At 66.0% G+C, this 17,009-nt stretch carries 16 protein-coding genes; 9 read left to right on the forward strand and 7 right to left on the reverse strand.

Going from position 1 to position 17,009, the window contains the following annotated elements; genetic code table 11:
* Positions 1-93: 93 nt before the first annotated feature.
* The 3 genes from iolB to ACFVWT_RS13180 form a co-directional block, all read right to left on the reverse strand.
* Positions 94-996 carry a 5-deoxy-glucuronate isomerase gene (gene iolB, locus ACFVWT_RS13170; protein WP_390248382.1) on the reverse strand — a complete coding sequence of 301 codons (903 nt, stop codon included), beginning with the start codon at positions 994-996 and terminating at the stop codon, positions 94-96.
* Positions 997-1,101: 105 nt separating this feature from the next.
* Positions 1,102-1,842 (reverse strand): GntR family transcriptional regulator, encoded by a 741-nt coding sequence (locus tag ACFVWT_RS13175; RefSeq protein WP_390248384.1) that lies wholly within the window; start codon positions 1,840-1,842, stop codon positions 1,102-1,104.
* 160 nt (positions 1,843-2,002) lie between these two features.
* Positions 2,003-2,836 carry a gamma-glutamyl-gamma-aminobutyrate hydrolase family protein gene (locus ACFVWT_RS13180; RefSeq protein ID WP_390248386.1) on the reverse strand — a complete coding sequence of 278 codons (834 nt, stop codon included), beginning with the start codon at positions 2,834-2,836 and terminating at the stop codon, positions 2,003-2,005.
* 40 nt (positions 2,837-2,876) lie between these two features.
* Between ACFVWT_RS13180 and ACFVWT_RS13185 the strand changes: the two genes are divergently transcribed.
* From ACFVWT_RS13185 to ACFVWT_RS13205, 5 genes are all read left to right on the forward strand, one after another.
* A complete protein-coding gene (locus ACFVWT_RS13185; protein ID WP_390248388.1) occupies positions 2,877-3,365 on the forward strand; it encodes a polyketide cyclase / dehydrase and lipid transport in 489 nt (162 codons plus the stop codon).
* Between the two features lie 48 nt (positions 3,366-3,413).
* Positions 3,414-4,121, forward strand: a complete 708-nt coding sequence (locus ACFVWT_RS13190) for a FadR/GntR family transcriptional regulator (RefSeq protein ID WP_390248390.1) — start codon at positions 3,414-3,416, stop codon at positions 4,119-4,121.
* A 218-nt stretch (positions 4,122-4,339) separates the two neighbouring features.
* Complete coding sequence (locus tag ACFVWT_RS13195) at positions 4,340-5,722, forward strand: MFS transporter (protein WP_390248392.1); 1,383 nt, start codon at positions 4,340-4,342, stop codon at positions 5,720-5,722.
* A 38-nt stretch (positions 5,723-5,760) separates the two neighbouring features.
* Complete coding sequence (locus tag ACFVWT_RS13200; RefSeq protein ID WP_390248394.1) at positions 5,761-6,534, forward strand: SDR family NAD(P)-dependent oxidoreductase; 774 nt, start codon at positions 5,761-5,763, stop codon at positions 6,532-6,534.
* Positions 6,535-6,659: 125 nt separating this feature from the next.
* Positions 6,660-7,793 carry an LOG family protein gene (locus ACFVWT_RS13205; protein WP_390248396.1) on the forward strand — a complete coding sequence of 378 codons (1,134 nt, stop codon included), beginning with the start codon at positions 6,660-6,662 and terminating at the stop codon, positions 7,791-7,793.
* A 10-nt stretch (positions 7,794-7,803) separates the two neighbouring features.
* On the opposite strand, the gene ACFVWT_RS13210 is transcribed toward ACFVWT_RS13205, so the two are convergent.
* Positions 7,804-8,712: a matrixin family metalloprotease gene (locus tag ACFVWT_RS13210; RefSeq protein ID WP_390248398.1), complete on the reverse strand. Its 909-nt coding sequence runs from the start codon at positions 8,710-8,712 to the stop codon at positions 7,804-7,806.
* Entirely contained in the window at positions 8,712-9,875 is a 1,164-nt protein-coding gene (locus ACFVWT_RS13215; protein WP_390248400.1) for a VIT1/CCC1 transporter family protein, read from the reverse strand. Before ACFVWT_RS13215 ends, ACFVWT_RS13210 begins: the two co-directional genes overlap by 1 nt.
* Positions 9,876-10,134: 259 nt before the next feature.
* Between ACFVWT_RS13215 and ACFVWT_RS13220 the strand changes: the two genes are divergently transcribed.
* The gene (locus tag ACFVWT_RS13220) at positions 10,135-10,371 is read left to right on the forward strand and encodes a hypothetical protein (RefSeq protein ID WP_390248402.1); all 237 of its coding nucleotides are present in this window, start codon (positions 10,135-10,137) and stop codon (positions 10,369-10,371) included.
* Positions 10,372-10,488: 117 nt separating this feature from the next.
* Here the strand turns inward: ACFVWT_RS13220 and ACFVWT_RS13225 are convergent, their stop codons facing one another.
* Positions 10,489-12,012: a sodium:solute symporter gene (locus tag ACFVWT_RS13225; RefSeq protein ID WP_390248404.1), complete on the reverse strand. Its 1,524-nt coding sequence runs from the start codon at positions 12,010-12,012 to the stop codon at positions 10,489-10,491.
* A 297-nt stretch (positions 12,013-12,309) separates the two neighbouring features.
* Between ACFVWT_RS13225 and ACFVWT_RS13230 the strand changes: the two genes are divergently transcribed.
* Positions 12,310-12,885: a helix-turn-helix domain-containing protein gene (locus ACFVWT_RS13230; protein ID WP_390248406.1), complete on the forward strand. Its 576-nt coding sequence runs from the start codon at positions 12,310-12,312 to the stop codon at positions 12,883-12,885.
* 22 nt (positions 12,886-12,907) lie between these two features.
* Here ACFVWT_RS13230 and ACFVWT_RS13235 read toward each other — a convergent pair whose 3' ends face one another.
* Entirely contained in the window at positions 12,908-14,884 is a 1,977-nt protein-coding gene (locus tag ACFVWT_RS13235) for an amino acid transporter (RefSeq protein WP_390248408.1), read from the reverse strand.
* Between the two features lie 352 nt (positions 14,885-15,236).
* Between ACFVWT_RS13235 and ACFVWT_RS13240 the strand changes: the two genes are divergently transcribed.
* Both ACFVWT_RS13240 and ACFVWT_RS13245 read left to right on the forward strand, forming a co-directional pair.
* Positions 15,237-16,664, forward strand: coding sequence for an ammonium transporter (locus tag ACFVWT_RS13240; protein ID WP_390248410.1), 1,428 nt, complete (start codon positions 15,237-15,239; stop codon positions 16,662-16,664).
* Positions 16,661-17,002 (forward strand): P-II family nitrogen regulator, encoded by a 342-nt coding sequence (locus tag ACFVWT_RS13245; protein ID WP_390248412.1) that lies wholly within the window; start codon positions 16,661-16,663, stop codon positions 17,000-17,002. Before ACFVWT_RS13240 ends, ACFVWT_RS13245 begins: the two co-directional genes overlap by 4 nt.
* The last annotated feature ends 7 nt before the right edge of the window (positions 17,003-17,009 follow it).

Here is a 17,009-nt window from a genome sequence, read left to right on the forward strand (position 1 = left end):
TGGTCCCGGCACATAACGCCCACCGTCAAACACGGAAGCCCCTGACCGGCTGAACCGGTCAGGGGCTTCTTCTCGTCTCTACGAGGTGAAGATCTATGCGGTGAAGGGCAGCCGCGGGTCCACGTCCTTGCCCTCCCAGGTCTGGCGGATCCAACCGTGGTGGGGGTCGTCGCTGATGAGCCACTCACGGACGGGGCCGGGGCCGGCCATCACGTTCAGGTAGTACAGGTCGTACCCCGGGGCGGCCATTGCCGGGCCGTGCCAGCCGTAGGGCACCAGGACAACGTCGCCGGTACGGACCTCAGCCGAGACATCGATGGGCCGGTCGTCGGAGGCGTAGACACGCTGGTAGCCGATGGCATCGCCTTGCACGCCTGAGCCGGCGGCGGGACCGTCCGGCGCCACGCGGGTCTCGAAGTAGTAGATTTCCTCGAGGTTGGTTTCGCCGTCTTTTTCCTCGTCATGCTTGTGCGGGGGATAAGAGGACCAGTTGCCGGCCGGCGTGATGACTTCGCAGACGATGAAGCGGTCCGCCTCCAGCGCGGCCGGGGTACCGAAGTTGTGGACCTGCCGCGAGCAGTTGCCAGCCCCCCGCAGTTCCACGGGAGTCTCGGCGGCGGTCACGAGCCGGGTCGGGTAGAACGTCTTCGCGGGTGCCGTTGCGACCGCAACCCTGCCGCCGTCCGCAGAACTGATGGTGACAGCCTTCTCCGTGCCCGTGTACAGCACGTCGCTGGGGCCGTGGAAAACACTGGCCCTGCCGGCCAGCCGGAAGTCTTCACCGTCCACCGTGGCGGTGAAGGAACCGCTGAGCGGAACCACGATCCGTTCCTCGCCGGCGGCGGGGAGTTCGACGGCGGCGCCCGCCGGCAGCGTCGCGACTTTGAGCCCGGTATGGGCCCAGCCGGCCACCTCCAGCGCGGAATCGGACGTTCCCAGCGATACGTCCCAGCTGCCATCGGCGGCGGAACCCAGGGGATATACCCAGTTGGCCATAGATCTGCTCTTTCGTTAGTGGGGGAGTCCAGCCCGGCCCCGGCGGGCAGGAGGCAGCGACTGGCGCTCGGGCAGGAGGCTGGTGCCTAGCGCTCGGGCAGGTGCCTAGCGCTGGACGAGGGTCATTTCAAAGCTGTAGGAGTCGCCGCGGTAGACGTGGTGGCCGGTCTCCACCATGCGTCCCGTGTCGTCCACTGCGGTGCGTTCCATGGTCACCAGCGCCAGGCCGGGCTCGGTCTCCAGCAGCGGCGCCTGGTAGTCATTGGCCACCATGGCTCCGATGCGTTGCGAAGCCAGCCGGAAGTTCACGCCGCCGTTGCGCAGGATCGCGTACAGGCCCTGGGCGGCGAGCTGGGCTTCGTCGATGGGGGTGATGTCGTCGCGGACCCAGTTTTCCATCAGGGCAAGCGGTTTGCCACCCACCTTGCGCAACCTGGTGAAGTGGTAGACCTTGGCCCCGGCCGGAAGCTGGAGGGCCTCACGCGTGGCAGCATCGGCGTCAATGTGGGAGAAGCTGAGCACCTCGGTGGTGGGCTTGCTCCCGTTATTCGTGAGGTCATCGTAGAGGCTCGAAAGTTCCAACGGCCTTCGGACCTGGCTGGACACAACCTGTGTTCCCACGCCGCGCTTGCGCACCAGGAGCCCGGAACGCACCAGCTCGTCCATGGCCTTGCGCATGGTGGGCCGGGACAGGTTGAGCTGGGCAGCAAGGTCGATCTCATTGTCCAGCCGGCTGCCCGGGGGAAGCAGTCCGGTGTGGATGGCGGACTCGATGCCCTGGACCACCTGGTGGTAGAGGGGCACAGGTGAAGAGCGGTCGATGCTGAGATTAAGTTGATTCGCCACTGAGCGCTCCCTTGTGCTCCGCGACCTCCGAGGGTACCGGAGGGCCCGCGTATGTCAGCGTATGTTCTCTTGATAGGACATACTGCCTTTTTGACGATAATAGCAGGCCGTCTTCCGGTGGCCAAGGACCGGTGCCGGGGTCCCGCCTGAGGTATCCGCCTTACCCGAGCGGCGACGACGCTTGAGTGTGCCGCTGCCGCTTGCGGCATACTTCCACGAAAGCCTGGAAGGGCGCGACGCGTTCCTCGGCCGGGAGTTCCAGGACTTCGGGATGCCATTGAACGGATGCCACCCAGCGGGCGGGATCCTCCAGCGCCTCAACGATGCCGTCCCCGGCCACGGCCGTCACTATGAGTCCGTCCGCAACGCGGGCCACCGCCTGGTGGTGTCCGGAGGCGATCTTCACCGTCAGGCCGTCGGCCGCGCCGTCCCTGCTGTAAAGCTTTCCTATCTTGGAGCCGGGGAGAATGTCCACGTCGTGCCAGGCCCAGGGGCCCGGGGCAGTTCCCCCGGCGTCGTCCGGCTCAGCGCCACCCGCCGCGGGGTCGCGGTGGGTCACGGGGCCGTCCGCCATGTCCTGCATCAGCGTTCCGCCGTAGAGGACATTGAGGACCTGGTGTCCGCGGCAGATCCCCAGCAGCGGCAGGCCTTCATCCAGGCTCCCGCGCGCGACCGCCAGATCCAGTTCATCCTGTGCCGGGTTGACGTCGTAGCACCCGGCCGTCTGCTCCTCTCCGTAGTGCCGCGGGTCCAGGTCTCCACCGCCGGGAAGTACGACGCCGTCAAGCCCCTTGAGCGTTTCGGCCAGCCGGCCGCCGTCGGAGTGTGCCGTTAGCAGCACGGGCTCCCCGCCGCCGCCGCGGAGCAGTTCCACGATGTACTCAAACAGGTCATTGGCTTCCCCGACCCGGGGGTCCGGGTCCAGGGAGCTGCTGAGCCGGACCGGGATTCCGATCCGCGGGCGGGCAGTCGGGTGCAGGGGAGGAGTGCGCATGACTCATTCTGCAACAGCCCGAAACAGTTAGGCTTGCCCGATGAACAACAGATACCTTGTGTCCCGCCAGCGCTTCATCCAGGCCGGTCCCGAGGCCATTTTCGAGGTCCTGGCAACGCCTGCCCTGCACAGCGTGATCGACGGGTCCGAGACCGTGAAGGCAGCGCAGCCGCGCGGTCCGGAGCGGTTGTCGGCCGGCGCCAGGTTCGGCATGGAAATGAACATGATGGTGGACTATAAGATCCTCAACACGGTCTGTGAGTTTGAAGAAGGCCGGCGCATCGCCTGGCGGCACTTCTTTGGCCACGTGTGGCGCTATGTGCTGGAACCCTCCACCGATTCCCGCGGAAATCGGGGGACGCTGGTCACCGAGCAATGGGATGCCCGGCAGGTGCGGGGAAAGTTCTTCCTCCGGATGGCCGGCTACCTGCGCCGCCACCCGGCCAACCTGGAGGCCACCCTCGCGAAGCTGGACCAGCATGTGGCCGCTTCAGGGCATGATGCTGATCCGGGCCGTGTTCGACAGTAATGTTGAAGGCACCCGCAGCGACGGGCACGACTGAAGGCAGGAGCCGGGATGGGCCGCAGGACACTCGTTGACGACCTTGTCGACGGTCTGCTCGACGACATCCTTGACGGGAAGCTCAAGCCGCACGATGCCATTCCCCCTGAAGCGGACATTGCGAAGGCCTACGACGTCAGCAGGCTCACCGTGCGCGAGGCTCTCAAAGCGCTGCGGGCGCAGAACATCCTCTACGTCAAGGCCGGCCGCGGAACGTTCGTCAACCCTTCGGACAACTGGACCGGGCTGGACGCGATCTTCAAGGCCGCCTCGCACGGTAACGGCGCGGACCAGGTCTCGGTGGGCCTGATCGAGATGCGTCGCATGGTGGAAACCGGGGCAGCCTCCCTTGCCGCCAAGCGGCATACCCCCGAACATGCTGACCAGATGCGGGCCTGTATCACGGACATGAAGCGCTTCCATGAGTCCGGGGACCTGGACCGTTTTGTCCAGGCGGACATCGCATTCCATGACGCAGTGCTGAGGGCCTCCGGCAATCCATTTGTCCGGGCCCTGTTCGCGCAACTGGGCCAGCTGCTCTACATGACCAGGCGGGAGACCTCGGCGGTGCCCGAGATACAGGTGCACGCCATCGAATACCACCAGAAGGTCATGGACAGCATCCTCAGCGGTGATGCCGAACTGTCCCGGCGAACCATGGACGAACACATGGACCAGACGTATCGCGACTATGAACGCTACGTGCACCGTTCCGAGCCCTGACCGCGGAAAACTTCCCGCCGCCGTCGCCCATAGCGGCTCCGCCGCACCCGTCCCGCATGCGGGCTTGACGTAACCCAGATCACGCTCCTATGATCTTTCTCATGTTCTTCCGTCAGATGTCAGACATCAGACTTAGTTAGCCGCCCGACGGAAACCCACCCCCATCTCCATCGGATCGCGCCACTGTCCAAGTGCCGCCTCCGTCAGACAGAAGGTCGATGATGACTTCACTCTCCATGCAGTCCGCCGGACTCGGCGAGCTCGGCGAACGCACGCTCCGCAAGGTCCGGCGCCGCGTGATGCCCCTGATTGTCCTGCTTTACTTCGTTGCCTACCTCGACCGCAACAACGTGGGCTTCGCCAAACTCACCATGAGCGAGGACATCGGCCTTAGCGCTGCTGCCTACGGCCTTGGTGCCGGAATCTTCTTCCTCGGCTACGCCCTGCTGGAAGTGCCGAGCAACGCCGGAATGTACCGCTTCGGCGCACGCAAGTGGCTTGCCCGGATCCTCATCACCTGGGGCATCTTCGCCACCGCCATGGCGCTCGTCAACGGGGAAAGCACCTACTACATCATCCGCTTCCTGCTGGGTGCAGCCGAGGCCGGGTTCTTCCCCGCCATCCTCTTCTACCTGACGCTGTGGTTCCCGGCCGCGCAGCGGGTCACCGTCCTGGGCATCTTCATCCTGGCCCAGCCGGTATCCAACGCGCTCGGCGCCCCGGTGTCCGGGCTGCTGCTGCAGATGGACGGCATCCTGGGCCTGCAGGGCTGGCAGTGGCTGTACATCATCGAGGGCATCCCCGCCATCCTCCTGGGCCTGCTGACCCCGATCCTGATGACGGACCGCCCCCGCGACGCCAAGTGGCTCAACACTGACGAACGCGAATGGCTTGCCACCACCATGGACGCCGAACTGGCCGCCAAGTCCAAGGGCGGAAAGCACAACTTCCTCGCCGGCCTGAAAGACAAGCGCACGCTGGTCTACTCAGCCCTGTACTTCGGCCTGGTCTGCGGCATTTACGGCCTCGGCCTCTGGATGCCCACCATTGTTGCCGCCCTGGGCAAGTTCTCCACCGCCGAAGTGGGATTCATTGTCTTCATTCCCTATGCTGTCGCCGCAGTCTTCGTGTACTTCTGGAGCAAGCGGGCGGACCGGACAGGAAAGCGCGCCTGGCACACTGCCGTCAGCATGGTTCTCGCCGGCATTGGCCTTCTCGCAGCCGGCTACCTGCTTCCGGTCAACCCGGTCCTGGCCATGATTGCCCTCACGGTCTCCGCCATGGGGATCTACGGTGCCATCGCCCCGTTCCTGTCCATGCCGTCCGCGGCGCTCACCGGTGCAGCCGCCGCGTCCGGCCTGGCCCTGGTCAACTCCCTGGGAAACCTTGGCGGGTTCGTGGCACCGTACGCCGTCGGCATGCTCAAAGACGCCACAGGCAACAACCAGAGCGGCCTCCTCTTCCTGTCCTTCTGCCTGTGCGTCACCGCAGTGGCCACCTACCTCTACGCCCGGAAGCGGCCTGAAGGTGATGCCGCCCTGGATCCCGCAGTTGCCGCCGCAGCAGCCGTCAACGTGAACCCGGCCAAAGCCCGCTCCTGATCAACCGAACACCATCGAATCCTGACGAAAGACACACCATGACTACCACCTCATTTCCCGCAGAACGCACCGTTGTCCTGACTGGGGCAGCTTCCGCCCGCGGTATCGGCCGCGCCGCTGCGGACCGGATGGCCAGCGAGGGCTGGTCGATCGCCATCCTGGACATCAACGCCGAGGACGCCAAGGCCGCGGCGGCCGAAATCGGATCCAACCGCGCCGTGAAGGCCATCGGAGTGGGCGCCGACGTTTCCGATGCCGCTTCCGTGGACCGTGCGATCAGTGAAATCGAAGAATCGCTGCCGCCCATCGTCGCGCTCGCAAACCTGGCGGGCATCAGCTCGCCGACCCCCTTCATGGAGACATCCGTCGAAGAATGGGACAAGGTTTTCGCCATCAACATGCGCGGCACCTTCATCGTGTCCCAGCGAGTCCTCAAGGGAATGATCGAGCGCAAGCTTGGACGCATTGTGAGCATCTCCTCGATCTCCGCCCAGCGCGGCGGCGGCACCTACTCGAAGGTTGCCTACAGTGCCTCGAAGGCCGGAATCATTGGCTTCACCCGTGCCCTGGCCCGCGAAGTAGGCGAGTTCGGCGTCACCGTGAATGCGATCGCACCTGGCCCCATCGACACCGACATCATGGGCGGCACCCTGACCGAGGAACGCAAGGCCCAGATGTCCGAGGGCATCATGATGGGCCGGGTGGGAACCCGTGAGGAAGTCGCTGCCCTGATCTCATTCCTGCTCGGGCAGGATTCCGGCTACATCACCGCCGCCACCTATGACATCAACGGAGGACTGCAGGTCAGCTGACCGGTTCCCGGCCGACCCGTAGGCCGGCAGGGTTACCCTGAAATGCAGATATTCCCGCAGAAGCGCCCCGGAGGTTTTCCGTCCGGGGCGCTTCTGCTGTGCCTGCTGCGGATTAGGCTGTGTCCATGAACGCCGCCCGCAGCCTGAGGCCCAGCCCCAGAACCCTTGAGGTTGAAAGCCTGGAGAACTTCGACCGGCTGGTGAACGCGGGGGTCCGCAGCATGCAGGGCTGGCATGCCCAGTCCCTTGACCTCCGCGGGCGCAGCGCTCCGCTGGAAGCCATGGACCCGCAGGGCGCCATCTTCCTTGGCTGCACGTTCGAGGACGGCGTAGAGGATTCGCTGCGGAGCCGGGGTGCGCTGATCTTCCCCAAGTTGGAAACCGTCCCCTTCAATCCCTACCGCGGGCAGCTCTACTCCCCGCAGGAGCTCTACTTCGGGCCGCCGGGAGGCCGGTACGAATCAACGCTGGACGCACGGATCTACCAGTGGAGCATCCGGCCCGGCCAGCGGCACCGGCTGGACGCCACGCTGGCCGCGGCACTGCATGACCACTCGATCGGTGACGCCCTGGATGAGCTGACACGCTCCGAAGTGTGCCGGGGACGTCCGATGGTTGGCGTGATGGGCGGCCACACCGCGGGGCGCGGAACGCCGGCCTTCGAGGAGGCCGCCCTCGCCGGGAGGCTCCTCGCCAGGCGCGGACGGGTGGTGGCCACCGGCGGGGGACCGGGAGCCATGGAAGCCGCCAACATGGGCGCCTACCTCAGCGAAACGCCGGACGCGGACTTCCACGCAGCGCTGGCACAGCTGGAAGCCGTGCCGGGCTTCCGGCCCTCGGTGTCCGCGTGGGCGCGCGCCGCGGCCGCCGTCGTCGAACGCTATCCGGACGGGACGCCGTCGCTGGGGGTGCCCACCTGGTTCTACGGCCACGAGCCGCCCAACTATTTCGCCACCCACATCGCAAAGTACTTCGCCAACGCCATCCGCGAGGCGATCCTGCTGGAGCTGTGCGACGGCGGTGTGATCTTCCTGCCCGGGTCTGCCGGCACCCTGCAGGAAATCTTCCAGGACGCGTGCGAGAACTACTACGGTGCCTCGGAAACCATCACGCCCATGGTCCTGGTGGGCCGCGAACACTGGCAGCGCCGCTATCCCGCGTGGCCGTTGCTGCAAAGCCTGGCCTCGGGCAACGCGATGGCGGACAGGATCTTCCTGGTGGAAACAGTGGAGGAAGCCCTCGACATCGTGGCGGGTTAGCCGCGGCGGGCTAGAGGTCCTTGCGGCAGGCGGTCCTGCCCAGCTGGTAGAGGCCGTTGAGGTCGCCGGCGGCGAGGCCGTCCGGAGCACCGATTTCCGGGTACATCAGCTGCCGGGGATCATCAACGTGCTCGAGCCCCATCACATGGGACAGTTCGTGCAGGATCACGGCCGTGGCGTAGTCGGACCCTTGCGGCCGTTGGAGTTCCCCGGCGATCTGCGGGGCATCGAGGTCCAGGCTGCCGGTCACGAAGCTCTTCGGCCCGCCGTCGAAGCTGTAATGGGTGCTGCCTCCCGTGCCGATCACCTGCCCCTTCAGCTTCGGCGCCGCCTCCGGAGTGGTCCACGCGATGAGGAGCGGCGCCCAGCGCTCGCCGTAGGTTCCGGGCTGGTAGGGGTCGCGTTCCTCGGCCGGCGCTTCGGTGGTGGGTCCGTCGTTGACGAAGCGGATACCCGTGGCCCGCGAAATCGTGGCAATGGCGTCGTCCACCAGGTGCTCCGCCCCCGCGGGCGCCAGCTCTGCGTTGACGACGTAGTGCAGCGGACGGCACGGCGAGTAGCCCACGGGCGTCCCGTCGTCGTTCGTGGCCAGGAACCTAAACGAATCACTGGCTGAGGGCGGTTCCTCCGCTGTGCCCAGCGGCGAGTCCGCTTCCTCGAGTCCCGGGGGAGGCGCGTCCGAGCTGACACCCTCCGCGACAACCCCCGGCTGCTGTTCCGCGGCCTGTCCGTCGGGGATGGTGCTGTCACGGAACTGGAGGAGCCCCACGAAACGGGGATCGCCGTAGAACAGGCCGGCAGCCGTAAATGCTGCCGCTGCGATCAAGGCGGTAAGCGCCGCTGTGCGCAGGATCCGGACCGGCGTGCCCAGACGGCCCGCATGCCGCGGCCGGCGTTGCCGCGGTTGCGGGTCCTCCACTAGGCCACCACCGCGCCGAACACCAGGCCGAGCAGGTAAGTGACTGCGGCCGCGCCCATACCGATGGCCAGCTGCCGGAAACCGCGGCTGGTCGGGGAGGTCCCGGACAGGAGGCCGACGACGCCGCCGGTCAGCAGGAGCGCGATGCCCACCAGCACGGCGGAAACGGCAAGCGCCGCCACACCGGTCATGCCAAGGACGAACGGGATGATGGGAATGATGGCGCCGGAGGCGAAGAAGCAGAAGCTCGATGCCGCCGCACTCCACGCGGTGCCTACTGCTTCGTGCTGGTCCTCGGCGTCCGGGAGTTCAGGCTGGAGCGACAGGCTGGGGTCGCAGTCGCAATCAAGGAGGCCCGTCCGCTCCGCCACGCGGTGTTCCGCGGCTTCCCGGGACATGCCGCGGGCCAGGTACACCAGCAGCAGCTCATTGTGTTCAAGGTCCAGCAGCGGGGCAGCCGACAGGGTGATCTGGGTGGGCCGCGTTGCGGCCAGCAGTTCCCGCTGTGAGCGGACAGAGATGAACTCGCCGGCACCCATGGACAGTGCGCCCGCCAGGAGTCCGGCCACGCCGCTCAGGAGCACCACCTGGCTGCCCACGCCGGACGCAGCCATACCCATGACCAGGGAAAGGTTGCTGACCAGGCCGTCATTGGCGCCGAACACGGCGGCCCTGAAGGAACCCGCCAGCCGGTTGCGGCCGCGGGTGGCCAGCCCTCGGACTACTTCCTCGTGGATCTGTTCGTCGGCCACCATTGCCGGGGTGGCCGAGGGGTCCGAAGCGTAGGGGGAGCGGCCTTCGGCGCGTTGCGCCAGGGCCAGGACGAACACGGAACCGAAATGCCGGGCGAGGAAGCCCAGCAGCTGGCTGCGGAGGGACGCCTGCCGTGGCTTCCCGGCGTGATCGCCGAGGAGCTGGAGCCAGTGGGCTTCGTGGCGGCCCTCGGCCCCGGCCAGGGCGAGAAGGATGTCCCGCTCCTCGCCGCTGCGGTTCTGGGCCAGTTCGCGGTAAACACGGGCCTCGGCCCGTTCATCGGCGAGGTATTGGCGCCACCGTTTGATGTCGGCCGGGCTTGCGCTGCCTGCGGGTGCTTCGGGTGCGCCTGCCGCCGTACGGTCGACGGGAAGGGCATGATGATGGTCAGATTTAGCGTGCTGAGACACGAACACTCCTGGGCTAGATGGGGCATGGTTTCGGCCCCATTGCAGATCCAGCGTACCCCGGAATTCCGCGGATTTTCGGCCGGTATTCCTCAGCAGGAAGTTTAGGCAGCCCTCAAATGCGGCCTCGAACCGCTGGCCTGGGCGGAGGTATTTCGACCGGCTCTTGACCGGGCCGCATGCCGGTGCTGTGATGATTGCCAGGGCAGGCGCTTCCGCAGCCCCACCCCTGGCCGCATAACCAGACACGGAGGTTAGCACCATGGACACGAACGGATCACACCCCACCCAGCCTGAACGGGACACCCTCGAATCCGATCCCGCTTACGATTTTGCCGAAGACGCTCCCATCGACGCCGCAGCAGAGACCGAGGAAGAGGAGCTGTTCGAAGAGGCCGGCCGGCTTGTTCCGCTGGGCGAGGAAGATTTCCTCGGCGATGAGAAACCTGTGGTGCCCCTGGGCGGGGAGGAATTCCTTGAGCCGGAGGAAAACGAGTGAGAGCTGCCTTCCTTTAATCGAACGGCCCCTTTAAACGAACGACGTCGGTGCCTCCCCGCGAAGGGGAGGCACCGACGTCGTGCATCAGGCAGTGGAACCGGTGTTATCTGACCGGCGTCAGTTGACCAGGGCCGGAGCCTGCTCTTCTTCGGCGACGTTTCCGGCCACGCGATCCTGCCAGTTCTGCATCACCCGCGGGGCGGTGGGTTTGGTTGCCAGGGACACCACGATGTACACGATGCCTGACGCCAGCAGGCCGTAGTAGATCGGCTCGTTGGCGTAGATGCCGTCCAGCGGGGCCGCGGCGTTGATCTCCAGGTAGATCATGGTGCCGAGCGTGACCACCGTGCCCACCGCCATGGACGCGGCGGCGGCAACACCGGTGCCCCGCTTCCAGACCAGGCCGCCAAGGATCGCGACCAAAAGTCCGCCCACCAGGATGTCGTAGGCGATGGTCAGGGCTGCCACGACGTCCTTGGTGACGATGGCAATCAGAATGGCCACGATGCCCAGGCCGAGGACCCACATGCGGTTGGCTTTGACGTCATGCTCGGGGTTGTCGGTGTCATCGGTGTTGATGTCCTTGCCGAACCAGCTGGCCACGAAGGGAAGGACGTCGGCACGGGCCACGGTTGCCGCTGCGATCAGTGCCCCGGACGCAGTGGACATCATGGCCGCTACGGCCGCCGCGAGCACCAGGCCGCCGATGCCGACGGGCAGCAGGTTCTGGGCCACCTCGGCGTAGACAACGTCCTTGCCCAGGTTTGCCACGTCGATCTCCGGGAGGGCCACCCGTGCACCCAGGCCGATCAGGGCGCCGGCCGCACCGTAGAGGATGCAGTAGATGCCGGCCGTTGCGCCGCCCCAGCGTGCCACGGTGGGCGTCTTGGCGGTGAAGACGCGCTGCCAGATGTCCTGGCCGATCAGGAGGCCGAGGGTGTAGACCACGAAGTACGTGATGATGGTCTGGATCCCGATGCCGTCGATCTGGAAGAAGCTGTCCTCGACGCGGCTGCGGATGCCGTCCAGGCCGCCCGCCGCATTAAGCGTGAAGGGCAGCATCAGGAGGAAGATTCCCACTGTCTTGATCACGAACTGGACCTGGTCCGCAAGGGTGATGGACCACATGCCGCCAATGGTGGAGTACACCAGGACGATTGCCCCGCCGATGGCGATGGCCAGGGCGCGGTCCCAGCCGAACAGCACCACAAAGATGGTGGCGTAGGCCCCGGTGGAGGTGGCGCACAGCATCAGCGTGTAGGCCAGCATGACGATTCCTGAAGTCTGGGTGGCGCGGCTGCCGTAGCGGAGCGTCAGCATCTGGGACACCGTGTAGATTTTCAGCTTCTGGATGGTGCCGGCGAACAGCAGGCTTAGCAGGAGCACGCCGGCGCCGATGGCGACCACGAGCCACATGCCGGAGATGCCGAACTTGTAGCCGAGGCCCACACCGCCCACAGTTGAGGCGCCGCCCAGGACGACGGCCGCCATGGTCCCGGTATAGAGGAAGGGGCCAAGCCTGCGGCCGGCCACCAGGAAGTCGCTGTTGTTCTTGGTGCGGGATTTGCCCCACCAGCCGAAGGCCAGCATGGCGATCAGGTACACCACCACAATGGCGATGTTGACGAAGTTTGCGTCCATGTTGATGGGCTCCTTGGAGCGTAGTGGCAGCAGGACAGGAATCCGCGGGAGGCGCCTGGGCCGCGCCGGAATTCCCCCTGCCAGGGAGACGGGGATGCAGGGGGATATCCCTGTTTGATGCTGTGATCTGGCGGTGATTGCCTAATAGACAACTCTTGTTGCCCAAAGGGTATGTTGTGATCCGCGTAACAGTCAAGGCGAATTGACACCATGGCCCGTTCCGGCGTCACAAGGTACGTATCCCGCTAGGATGGCTCCAGCAATGGGGCCGTGCGGCCGGCTGCGAAAGGTTCGTAAATGAAGGCTCTACCAGTTGAACCGAGCAACATTCCGGTTGCCATCGGTTCGCGCATCCGCGCTGCCCGCCAGTCACAGCGGCTCACCATCGAGCAGGTTGCGGACGCCACCGGCCTCACCAAGGGTTTCCTCAGCCGGGTGGAACGGGACCTGACCTCGCCGTCGGTGGCTTCCCTGGTGACGCTCTGCCAGGTCCTCTCGATCTCCATCGGAGACCTCTTCGCGGCACCGGAAACGCACCTTACCAAGAAGGATGAGGGCCCCCGGATTTCACTGGGCGGCGAAGGCATCATCGAGCGCCTCCTTACCGCCCGCTCCGAACGGCGCGTCCAGATCATCCAGGCCGTGATCGAACCGCGCGGCCGCGGTGAATCGGAGCTCTATGCAGTGGACTGTGACGTCGACGTCCTGCACGTGGTCAGGGGCCGCATCCGGCTGATCCTGACCAACGAGGAATATGAGCTCAGCACCGGCGACACCGTCACCTTCCCGGGCCGCGAGCCCCACACCTGGGTCAACCCTACGGACGACGCCGTCGAGGTCCTCTGGGTGCTGGTCCCCGCCGCCAGCCGCTGACCCGCCGGGGCTGCTCCGCCGGCTAGCCCACGTGGACCCAGGGCCGGCGGGTGACGTCCGGCTCGGCCTCGCGCAGAACCTCCCGGGTCACAGGGGCGATCTCACCCTCGCCGAACAAGAGGAACCGGGTCAGGTTGGTCAGCGGATTCCCTTCGGTCCAGCGGAAATAGATGTGCGGCATCAGGCCCGTGACATCGCGAAGGTGGAGCAGGACGGCCGCCAGCGTGTTGGGCACGTTGTTGCTGTGGATCTCAAGGATGCGGAATCCGTGCCGGACCTTCCCGGTGACCAGGAGTTCCTGTTCGAAGTCTGAACTGTCGTCCACCAGAATCTCGATGAAGATGGCATCGCTGTCCACGGGCAGGTGGTTGGCCAGCTGGGCGTGCTCCAGCTTGGCCCGGTACCGTGCTGCGCTGAGGTGTTTGGGTTCGTGCGCAATGAGCCGGATGGGCCCCTCTTCGCTGGCGGCCATGAACTCCAACGCCCGTTCGTCCAGCCGGATGTGGGTGGCGCGAAGTTCGAACGACCGCCGGACGCGGGAAGCGAAGCTGACCACCACGATGCCGAGGATGAACAGCGCCGCGATCTTCAGGCCATCGGGACGCTCCACCACGTTTGCCACTGTCGTATAGAGAAAGACGACGGCGATTGCGCCGAAGGCGACTGTCCGGCCGCGTTGGTGCCGGCGCCGGGCGGACAGCGTGACGGCGATGGACGCGGACGTCATCAGCACCAGCACGCCGGTAGCGTACGCGCCGCCCTGTGCTTCGACGTTGGCGTCAAACACCACCGTGATGAGGAAGGCGACGGCGGTGAACACCAGTACCAGCGGCCGAACCGCCCGGGTCCAGGCAGGCGCCATGCCAAAGCGCGGAAGGTAGCGTGGCACCAGGTTGAGGAGCCCCGCCATCGCGGACGCCCCGGCGAACCAGAGGATGGCAATGGTGCTGAGGTCGTACACGGTCCCGAAACCGTCGCCCAGGTACTGGTGCGCCAGGAAGGCCAGGGCGCGGCCGTTGGCCTTGCCCCCCGGCTGGAACTCGGCTGCCGGGATCAGGAACGTGGTGATGAAGCTGGACGCGATGAGGAACGCGCTCATGATCACGGCGGCCGTGGTCAGGAGCTTGTGCGCGCCACGGATCCGCCCGTCGGGCTTTGCCTCGGTGTCGTCCGGGCTGCCCTGGATCTGGGGCATGACGGCAACTCCCGTTTCGAAGCCCGAAAGGCCCAGTGCGAGTTTGGGGAAGACGAGCAAGGCGATGCCGATCATCACCAGCGGGTTGCCGTGCTGCTGGTTGAGGGCGCCCCACCAGTCCGTGACCACGTGGGCTTCGCTGAACACATGCGCGAGGCCCACCAGCACCACTACCGCATTGAGAAGCAGGAACACTGCCACCAGGACGACGGCCACGTTGATGGCTTCCTTGAAACCGCGGAGGAATACGATGCCCAGGCCGGCAATCAGTCCCAGCGTAATGGCCACTTCCTGGCCGTGCAGGAAGTCCGGGGCGAACGGGTTTTCGATCGCATGGGCGCTGGCATCCGCGGCCGAGAGGGTGATGGTGATCATGAAGTCCGTGGCGGCGAATCCCAGGAGCGCCAGGACGAACAGCTTGCCGCCCCATCGCGGCAAAAGCCGTTCCAGCATGGCAATGGAGCCTTCGCCGCGCGGACTCTCCGAGGCCACCCTGCGGTACACCGGAAGGGCGCCGAGGAGCGTCACCGCCACCAGGACCACGGTGGCCAGCGGGGAGACCATTCCTGCGGCGAGGGCGGCAATGGCCGGCTGGTAGCCAAGGGTTGAGAAATAGTCGACGCCCGTCAGGCACATGACTTTCCACCAGGGCTGGGGTTTGTGGTTCGCCTGCGGCTGGCCGTGCGGCCCCTGACGTTTGCCGGATCCTTCGGGCATGCCCTCAAGCAGCCAGCTCTGCAGCGCGTGGGGCTTGCGATTGAACCTGTCCGAGGGGTCGGCCGGCGGCCTGGTGAGCGTGGTCACGGTATCCTTTCACGCAGCGTACCTTCGGCCGGTCGGCGGCCAGGTGCTGTTCCTGATTGGAGCGTAGGCCCCGGAAAGTGCGCGGATGCCGGCTTTAACGAAACCTTTACGGTGTCCGTGACCGGCGTCACGGCATGGTGAGATGTACGTCACATTTTGGAAATGTGCCGGAAACCCAGGATTCATGCCCGGACCTGTTGTTTAACCTCCCCGAAAAACATCTCGGCCATGCCGGAAACACCGCCGTCGTAGCGTCGGATTCGGGGAACGATCAGCTTGTCGCGTTGTTTTGAATGGTCTCGCCTTAGTCGGCGCCCAGGAGCGCCACTTCTTCTTGAGGAAGGCTCCCGAAATGAACATCTCTCTACTCAATGTGGGAATGGCAGTGGATCCCACGGCGCTGGATCCTGGCGCCACGGCCTGGATGCTGGCGGCCTCCGCCCTGGTCCTGCTCATGACCCCCGGCCTGGCCTTCTTCTACGGTGGCCTGGTGCGGATGAAGTCCGTCCTGAACATCATGATGATGAGCTTCGGCGCCATGGGTGTTGTTGCCGTCGTCTGGGCCCTGTGGGGCTACGGGCTGGCGTTCGGTCCCGACACCATGGCCGGGCTTGTCGGGGATCCGTTCGCCAACCCCGGGCTGAGCGGACTGGCCAGCAGCATCGGCGGCAAAGCGCCCGGGCTCCCGGACATGGTCTTTATCGGGTTCCAGGCCACGTTCGCCATCATCACTGTCGCGCTGATCAGCGGGGCCGTGGCCGAGCGGGTCAGGTTCGGACCGTGGCTGCTTTTCGCTGCCTTGTGGGTGACCCTCGTCTACGCTCCGATCGCGCACTGGGTGTGGGGCGGCGGACTCTTCGGCGCTACGGGCGTCGTGGGCAGCAAAATCTCCGCTCTCGACTTCGCCGGCGGAACTGTGGTGCACATGAACGCGGGCATCGCTGGGCTGATGCTCGCCGTCGTGCTGGGGAAGCGCCTTGGATTCATGAAGGACCCCAACATCCGCCCGCACAACCTGCCGTTCGTGATGCTCGGCGCTGGGCTTCTGTGGTTCGGCTGGTTCGGCTTCAATGCGGGCTCTGAACTCGCCGCCGATGCCATCGCCGGGCTGGCCTGGACCAACACCCTGCTGGCCACCAGCGCGGCCCTGCTCGGCTGGCTGCTCATCGAGCGGCTCCGGGACGGCCACGCCACATCGCTCGGTGCCGCATCGGGTGCCGTGGCGGGCCTGGTTGCCGTCACTCCGGCCTGCGGCTTCGTCGATCCTGTGGGCGCCATCCTGATCGGGGCCGTGGCTGGCGCGGTCTGCGCGCTCGCAGTGGGCCTCAAGTTCAGGATCGGCCTCGACGACTCCCTTGACGTGGTGGCTGTGCACTTCGTTGGCGGACTATGGGGCACGCTCTCGCTGGGATTCTTCGCCGTGCCGTCCGCCAAGACCGAGGGCGGACTCTTCTATGGCGGAGGCCTGACGCAGTTCTGGCCCCAGATCCTCACGGCGCTGATCGTCACGGCCTGGAGCGCCATCATGACCACCCTGATCGGATACGCCATCCACAAGACGATGGGTATGCGGGTGTCCGAAGCCAATGAACGGTCCGGCATCGATGTCACCGAGCATGCTGAAACTGCCTACGAGCTGCTTATGGTGGGCGGGACTTTCCACCCCGGCGAACACCACGCCAAGTCCGTTACGGCAGACGCGGCCGCGGATCCTGTCGCGGAAACGGCTGCGGGCGGCACGGTGCAGAGCCAGCCCGAGCGGGGCAGGGTGCGGACGTGAAACTCATCACGGCCATCGTCCGGCCGGAAAAGATCGAGACGGTCCGGGCCGCACTTGAAGGGTTCGGCGTCAACGGCATGACGGTGAGCCCGGCAAGCGGCTACGGCCAGCAGCGCGGCCATGTGGAGGTCTACCGCGGCACCGAATACAGCTCGGACCTCCTGCCGAAGGCGCGGGTGGAGGTGCTGGTGACCGAGGAGGCCATGGACGGCGTGATGGCGGCCATCGAAGCCGGCGCCAGCACCGGCCGCTTCGGTGACGGGAAAATCTGGACCATTTCCGTTTCCGACGCTGTCCGGGTGCGCACGGGGGAGCGGGGCCCGTCCGCCATCGACTAGGAACCCG

The organism is Arthrobacter sp. NPDC058288, assembly GCF_042880995.1.
Lineage (GTDB): Bacteria > Actinomycetota > Actinomycetes > Actinomycetales > Micrococcaceae > Arthrobacter.